This is a genomic window from Pseudomonas sp. LBUM1674 (genome assembly GCF_059695635.1).
Map to the genome: position 1 here is coordinate 105441 of NZ_CP166779.1, position 7060 is coordinate 112500.

Below are 7060 nucleotides of genomic sequence, written 5' to 3' on the forward strand. Positions count from 1 at the left end.
CATGGTCGAATGCCGAGCCCTGATTTAGAGCCTTTGGTCGGGTTCGCAGGTCTTCAAGGGCAATAAAAAACCCCAGCCTGCTAAAGGCTGAGGTTTTGGGTATTGCGTTGGAGCAGGGTTTACTCGACGGCTTTAACCATGTCTTCGATGACTTTCTTGGCGTCGCCGAACACCATCATGGTTTTGTCGAGGTAGAACAGTTCGTTGTCCAGGCCGGCATAGCCGCTGGCCATCGAGCGCTTGTTGACGATGATGGTCTTGGCCTTGAACGCCTCGAGAATCGGCATGCCGGCAATCGGCGACTTCGGATCGTTCTTCGCGGCCGGGTTGACCACGTCGTTGGCACCCAACACCAGCACCACGTCGGCCTGGCCGAACTCGGAGTTGATGTCTTCCATCTCGAACACCTGGTCATAAGGCACTTCGGCCTCGGCCAGCAATACGTTCATGTGGCCAGGCATACGGCCGGCAACCGGGTGGATCGCGTACTTCACGGTCACGCCGCGATGGGTCAGCTTCTCGGTCAGCTCTTTCAGCGCGTGCTGCGCCCGTGCTACGGCCAGGCCGTAGCCCGGAACGATGATCACGGTATCGGCGTTGGTCAGCAGGAAGGTCGCGTCGTCAGCCGAGCCGGATTTCACCGGGCGGGCTTCTTTCGAACCGGCCGGGCCAGCCGCATCTGCGGTGTTGCCGAAGCCGCCGAGCAGTACGTTGAAGAACGAGCGGTTCATCGCCTTGCACATGATGTACGACAGGATCGCACCGGACGAACCCACGAGGGAGCCGGCAATGATCAGCATCGAGTTGTTCAGCGAGAAACCAATCCCCGCCGCAGCCCAGCCCGAATAGCTGTTGAGCATCGACACCACCACCGGCATATCCGCGCCGCCGATCGGAATGATGATCAGCACGCCCAGCACGAAGGCCAGGGCCAGCATCAGGGCGAAAGCGCCGAGACTGCCGGTCAGCATAAAGGTGATCCCGAGTGCCAGCGTCGCCAGGCCCAGCACCAGGTTGAGCTTGTGCTGGCCGCTGAATTGCACCGGCGCGCCCTGGAACAGGCGGAACTTGTACTTGCCCGAGAGCTTGCCGAAGGCGATCACCGAACCGGAGAAGGTGATGGCACCGATGGCCGCGCCGAGGAACAGCTCCAGACGGTTACCCGCCGGAATCGAATCACCCAGCTGTTTAACGATGCCCAGCGATTGCGGTTCAACAACAGCAGCGATGGCAATGAACACGGCAGCCATACCGATCATGCTGTGCATGAAGGCGACCAGTTCCGGCATCTTGGTCATCTCGACGCGTTTGGCCATGATCGAACCGGCGGTGCCACCGACCAACAGACCGACGATGACATAACCGATGCCCGCGGTAGCCAGCTCCGCACCCAGCTTATAGATGAGACCGACGGTAGTGAGGATCGCCAGCGCCATGCCGAGCATGCCGTACACGTTGCCGCGTCGGGAGGTAGTCGGGTGCGACAAGCCTTTCAGGGCCTGGATGAAGCAGATCGACGCGATCAAGTAGAGCGTCGTGACGAGGTTCATGCTCATTACTTGGACGCCTCTTCTTTTACCGCTTTCGGGGCTTTTTTCTTGAACATCTCAAGCATCCTGCGGGTGACCAGGAAGCCACCAAACACGTTCACCGCCGCCAGAGCCACCGCCAGGGTGCCCATGGTCTTGCCCAGTGGCGTCACGGTCAGCGCCGCCGCCAGCATGGCGCCGACAATCACGATCGCCGAAATGGCGTTGGTCACCGCCATCAGTGGCGTGTGCAGTGCAGGCGTAACGTTCCAGACCACGTGATAACCGACATAAATCGCCAGCACGAAGATGATCAGGTTGTAGATACCGGGGGAGATAAGCTCTTCCATCGTCTGAATCCCTGCTTAGGCGTTTTTGCGGATGACTTGGCCGTCGCGGCACATCAGGCACGCGGCGACGATGTCGTCTTCGAGGTTGATCTCGAACTGGCCTTCTTTGTTGAAGACCAGCTTCAGGAAGTCCAGCAGGTTGCGCGCGTACAGTGCCGAAGCGTCTGCCGCGACTGCGCCAGCCAGGTTGGTCGGGCCGCAAATGATCACGCCATTCTCGACGACGACCTGGTCAGCCACGGTCAGCGGGCAGTTACCACCCTGGGCTGCCGCGAGGTCGATGACTACCGAACCTGGCTTCATTTGCGCCACGGTTTCCGCGCTCAACAGTGTCGGTGCCTTGCGGCCCGGGATCAGCGCGGTGGTGATGACGATGTCTGCCAGCTTGGCGCGTTCGTGCACGGCCAGCGCCTGACGCTGCATCCAGCTGGTGGGCATGGGGCGCGCGTAACCGCCGACACCGACGGCGCATTCGCGCTCTTCATCGGTCTCGTAAGGCACGTCGACGAACTTGGCGCCGAGGGATTCGATCTGCTCTTTTACCGCAGGACGCACGTCAGACGCTTCGATCACTGCACCCAGACGTTTCGCCGTAGCGATCGCCTGCAAACCGGCTACACCTGCCCCGAGAATCAGCACGCGCGCCGCTTTCACGGTACCCGCAGCGGTCATCAGCATCGGCATGAAGCGTGGATAGTGGTGAGCGGCCAGCAACACGGCTTTATAGCCGGCGATGTTGGCTTGGGAGGACAGCACATCAAGGCTCTGAGCCCGGGAGGTGCGCGGCGCGGCCTCCAGTGCGAAAGCGGTAATGCCGCACTCAGCCAGCTTGGCAATGGTTTCATTGCTGAACGGGTTGAGCATGCCGACCACAACGGTGCCGCTCTTTATCAGCGTCAGTTCGCTGTCGCTGGGAGCGACCACCTTGAGAATCAGCTCGGCACCAAACGCATCGTTGGCGCTGCCAATAATTGCGCCTGCCGCTTCATAGGCACTGTCGACAACGCTGGCGTTAATGCCGGCGCCGCTTTGCACAGTGACCTTATGACCCTGGCCGATCAGCTTCTTGATGGTTTCCGGGGTTGCAGCAACCCGTGTTTCACCCGTCTGGGTTTCGAGAGGAACACCAATGTGCACGTCAAATCTCCTGCGTGATCTTATTGAGTAAACCCAGGCACTTCGGATGGTGCGGCTGGGGCGGCCGATCAGCACGATCCCACCAAATCGGGGCGGGGCGCGGCATTTTGCAGGCGAACTTAGTGCCCTTCAAGCGGTTATGACGGGTGACGGAAAATTAACTACAAGTCACCCCGTGACCGAATGTCGCAACCAGCCGGGTCAATCCCTTGCAGGCCGTGCCTTACAAGGATCTAGCTGAAAAATAAGTTATTTTCACATCGGTAAGGTGAATGGGGCGTTATTGCCGCGAAATGGAGGCTCAAGGCCAGGTTTTCAGGCGGTTATGGGACGTTTGTACCCCTTCGCTATAAAGTCTGCGAATATGCGACAAATACTTATATCTGTAGGGTTTTCATTTTGCTGACTACGAGGTCAACTAATCGAGCTGGTCCTTTATCCTTCTAGGCTGTAGCTGTGTGCCTGATTAACCAGCCAGTCTCGAAAAGCCCTTAATGAGGCTGATTCGACCTTTCGCTCGGGAATCATGAGGTAATAAGCCTTGATGCTCGACAGTGCCTGAGGGTTGGCAATCACCAGGCGTTTCTCCGCCAGCTCGCGCTGAATCAGGAACGGCGGGATCAGCGCAATCCCCATATCGTGCATGGCCGCTTGAGCAAGCATGGAGAATAGCTCGTATCGCGGTCCTGTCATGTCTCGCGGGATATTAAGGTTTTGGGAGTTGAACCACTGGCGCCAGGCATAGGGACGAGTGGTCTGTTGCAGCAGGGGCAGGTCGGCGATTGCACTGGGCATCAGATGAGTCTTTTTCCCCAGCAGATCAGGGCTGCATACGGGCATCGGATTTTCGCCCATCAGCCGGTGGGATTCGGTACCCGACCAGTCAGCGTCGCCAAAATAGATCGCAGCATCGAAGTCGGTGTCGGCAAACAGGAAGGGTCGCGTTCGATTGGTGAGATTGACCGTCACTTCCGGGTGTTGATGCTGGAAGTCCTTGAGCCTTGGCAGCAGCCATTGAGTACCGAAGGTCGGTACTACGGCCAGTTCGATCACATTGGTGCCCTGCTGACCCATCACTGACAAGGTGTCCCGTTCAACCGCATCGAGCTGGGTGGCTACCCGACGGCTATAGGACAGTCCGGCTTCCGTCAGCTTGACCCCACGGCGCGAGCGGCGGAACAGTTCGACGCTCAGGAACTCTTCCAGGCTGGCGATCTGCCGGCAAATCGCGCCTTGAGTCAGCGAAAGCTCCTGGGCGGCCTTGGTAAAGCTTTCGTGGCGCGCTGCTGCCTCGAAGCTGATCAGGGCAGTCGTGCTGGGTATCTTCCTTCGCATGTACGGCAACCTCACTAATACATCGTATAAAAGCTGTTTCGCGACCTTTCGGAGTGAGAAATTAGCACAACAGTATGCAAAATCCTCGTTTGCCGTGACGCCGAACCCGGCCTAGGATCAATCCACGTTATTTGACCCGATTCGAGAGGACACACTCATGGGCGGTAAAGCTAGCTTCAACTGGATCGATCCCCTGCTGCTGGATCAACAGCTCACCGAAGAAGAGCGCATGATCCGCGATACCGCCGAGCAATTCGCTCAGCAGAAACTCGCGCCGCGCGTTCTCGAAGCTTTCCGCCATGAAAAGACCGACCCGGCGATCTTTCGCGAGATGGGCGAAGTGGGCCTTTTGGGGGCGACCATCCCTGAGCAGTACGGTGGCAGCGGCCTGAGCTATGTCAGCTACGGCCTGATCGCCCGTGAAGTCGAGCGTGTCGACTCCGGTTATCGCTCGATGATGAGCGTGCAGTCCTCCTTGGTGATGGTGCCGATCAATGAGTTCGGTACTGAAGCCCAAAAGCAGAAGTACTTGCCGAAACTGGCCACGGGCGAATGGATCGGCTGCTTCGGTCTGACCGAGCCTGACCATGGTTCCGATCCGGGCTCGATGATTACTCGTGCGCGCAAAGTGGAAGGTGGCTACAGCCTGACAGGCAGCAAGATGTGGATTACCAACAGCCCGATCGCCGATGTATTCGTGGTCTGGGGCAAGGACGACGCAGGCGATATTCGTGGCTTCGTGCTGGAGAAGGGCTGGAAAGGTTTGAGCGCCCCGGCGATTCACGGCAAGGTCGGCCTGCGTGCATCCATCACCGGCGAGATCGTCATGGATAACGTGTTTGTCCCTGAAGAGAACATCTTTCCGGATGTCCGTGGTTTGAAAGGTCCTTTTACCTGCCTCAACTCGGCGCGTTACGGTATTTCCTGGGGCGCACTCGGCGCCGCCGAGTTCTGCTGGCACACCGCTCGCCAGTACACGCTGGATCGCCAGCAGTTCGGTCGTCCATTGGCCGCCACTCAGCTGATCCAGAAGAAACTGGCCGACATGCAGACGGAAATCACCCTGGCGCTGCAAGGTTGCTTGCGTCTGGGTCGCATGAAGGATGAAGGCACGGCTGCGGTCGAGATCACCTCGATGATGAAGCGCAACTCCTGCGGCAAGTCGTTGGATATTGCGCGCATGGCGCGCGACATGTTGGGCGGCAATGGCATTTCCGATGAATTCGGAGTCGCTCGTCACCTGGTCAACCTGGAAGTGGTGAATACCTATGAAGGTACGCACGACGTCCACGCGCTGATCCTCGGTCGTGCGCAGACCGGCCTCCAGGCGTTCTATTAACAGGAGAACGTCCATGGGCGCGCTATCGCATCTACGGGTACTGGATTTATCGCGGGTGCTGGCCGGGCCGTGGGCCGGGCAGATCCTTGCTGACCTTGGTGCCGAAGTGATCAAGGTCGAGCGACCGGGCAATGGCGATGATACGCGCGCCTGGGGCCCTCCCTTTCTGAAAGACGCCTATGGCGAGAACACCAGCGAAGCCGCCTATTACCTGTCGGCGAATCGCAACAAGCAGTCGGTCACCATCGACTTCACGCGCCCGGAGGGACAGGAGTTGGTGCGTGAGCTGGCGGCCAGGTCGGACATCCTGATCGAGAACTTCAAGGTGGGAGGTCTGGCGGCTTATGGGCTGGACTATGAATCGCTCAAGGCAATCAATCCGAACCTGATCTATTGCTCGATTACCGGGTTTGGTCAGACGGGGCCTTACGCCAAGCGCGCGGGTTATGACTTCATGATCCAGGGGTTGGGCGGACTGATGAGTCTGACCGGGCGACCTGAAGGCGAGGAAGGGGCGGGGCCGGTGAAAGTCGGCGTGGCGCTGACTGACATCTTGACCGGACTCTACTCGACAGTGGCGATCCTGGCGGCACTGGCTCATCGCGATCATGACGGCGGCGGTCAGCATATCGATATGGCGCTGCTGGATGTTCAGGTGGCTTGTCTGGCTAACCAGGCGATGAATTACCTGACGACAGGCAATGCTCCGAAGCGCCTGGGTAATGCTCATCCGAACATCGTGCCTTATCAGGACTTTCCTACGGCGGATGGCGACTTCATCCTCACCGTGGGTAATGACGGACAGTTCCGCAAGTTTGCCGAAGTGGCGGGTCAGCCGCAGTGGGCGGATGATCCACGCTTTGCGACCAACAAGTTGCGGGTGGCCAATCGTGCGCTGTTGATTCCGCTTATCCGCCAGGCAACGGTGTTCAAGACGACTGCTGAGTGGGTACTGCAGCTGGAACAGGCAGGCGTGCCCTGCGGGCCGATCAATGATCTGGCGCAGATGTTTGCCGATCCTCAGGTCAAGGCGCGTGGCTTGGCGATTGAGTTGCCTCATGCGCTGGCCGGAATGGTGCCGCAGGTGGCGAGTCCGATTCGTCTGTCCGAGACGCCTGTGGAGTATCGCAATGCGCCTCCTTTATTGGGCGAGCACACGCTGGAGGTTCTGCAGCGGGTGTTGGGCCTGGATGCAGGCGCGGTAGCTGCCTTTAAAGAGGCCGGAGTGCTTTGAGGGCTCCTCCTATATAGAGGGGCCGGTTTTCCTTTCTCCAGGTGGGCCGGATGGCTGTTTCCCGGCCTTCGGTAAGTTATTGATAGGAAAGCTGAAATTAAAGGTTGACGGCAGATTCTGGAAGTCTATAATTCGC

Annotated in this window: 6 protein-coding genes; 2 read left to right on the forward strand and 4 right to left on the reverse strand. The window is 58.8% G+C overall.

Annotation, left to right across the window (positions count from 1 at the left end; all coding sequences use genetic code 11):
* Positions 1-119: 119 nt before the first annotated feature.
* From ACA067_RS00515 to ACA067_RS00530, 4 genes are all read right to left on the reverse strand, one after another.
* On the reverse strand, positions 120-1556 hold the full coding sequence (locus ACA067_RS00515; RefSeq protein WP_497460167.1) for an NAD(P)(+) transhydrogenase (Re/Si-specific) subunit beta: 1437 nt from the start codon (positions 1554-1556) through the stop codon (positions 120-122).
* A complete protein-coding gene (locus ACA067_RS00520) occupies positions 1556-1879 on the reverse strand; it encodes an NAD(P) transhydrogenase subunit alpha part 2 (RefSeq protein WP_017335806.1) in 324 nt (107 codons plus the stop codon). Before ACA067_RS00520 ends, ACA067_RS00515 begins: the two co-directional genes overlap by 1 nt.
* A gap of 15 nt (positions 1880-1894) precedes the next feature.
* A complete protein-coding gene (locus tag ACA067_RS00525; protein WP_497460168.1) occupies positions 1895-3016 on the reverse strand; it encodes a Re/Si-specific NAD(P)(+) transhydrogenase subunit alpha in 1122 nt (373 codons plus the stop codon).
* A 435-nt stretch (positions 3017-3451) separates the two neighbouring features.
* Entirely contained in the window at positions 3452-4351 is a 900-nt protein-coding gene (locus ACA067_RS00530) for a LysR family transcriptional regulator (RefSeq protein ID WP_497460169.1), read from the reverse strand.
* Between the two features lie 157 nt (positions 4352-4508).
* On the opposite strand from ACA067_RS00530, the gene ACA067_RS00535 reads away from it, so the two are divergent.
* On the forward strand, positions 4509-5690 hold the full coding sequence (locus ACA067_RS00535; protein WP_497460170.1) for an acyl-CoA dehydrogenase: 1182 nt from the start codon (positions 4509-4511) through the stop codon (positions 5688-5690).
* A gap of 13 nt (positions 5691-5703) precedes the next feature.
* Positions 5704-6924 carry a CaiB/BaiF CoA transferase family protein gene (locus tag ACA067_RS00540; protein ID WP_497460171.1) on the forward strand — a complete coding sequence of 407 codons (1221 nt, stop codon included), beginning with the start codon at positions 5704-5706 and terminating at the stop codon, positions 6922-6924.
* Positions 6925-7060 lie beyond the last annotated feature (136 nt).

Excerpts from the sequence above, each read along its gene's own strand:
- ACA067_RS00515 (WP_497460167.1), bottom strand. The coding sequence starts at position 1,556 with ATGAGCATGAACCTCGTCACGACGCTCTACTTGATCGCGTCGATCTGC.
- ACA067_RS00520 (WP_017335806.1), bottom strand. The coding sequence starts at position 1,879 with ATGGAAGAGCTTATCTCCCCCGGTATCTACAACCTGATCATCTTCGTG.
- ACA067_RS00530 (WP_497460169.1), bottom strand. The coding sequence starts at position 4,351 with ATGCGAAGGAAGATACCCAGCACGACTGCCCTGATCAGCTTCGAGGCA.
- ACA067_RS00535 (WP_497460170.1), top strand. The coding sequence starts at position 4,509 with ATGGGCGGTAAAGCTAGCTTCAACTGGATCGATCCCCTGCTGCTGGAT.
- ACA067_RS00540 (WP_497460171.1), top strand. The coding sequence starts at position 5,704 with ATGGGCGCGCTATCGCATCTACGGGTACTGGATTTATCGCGGGTGCTG.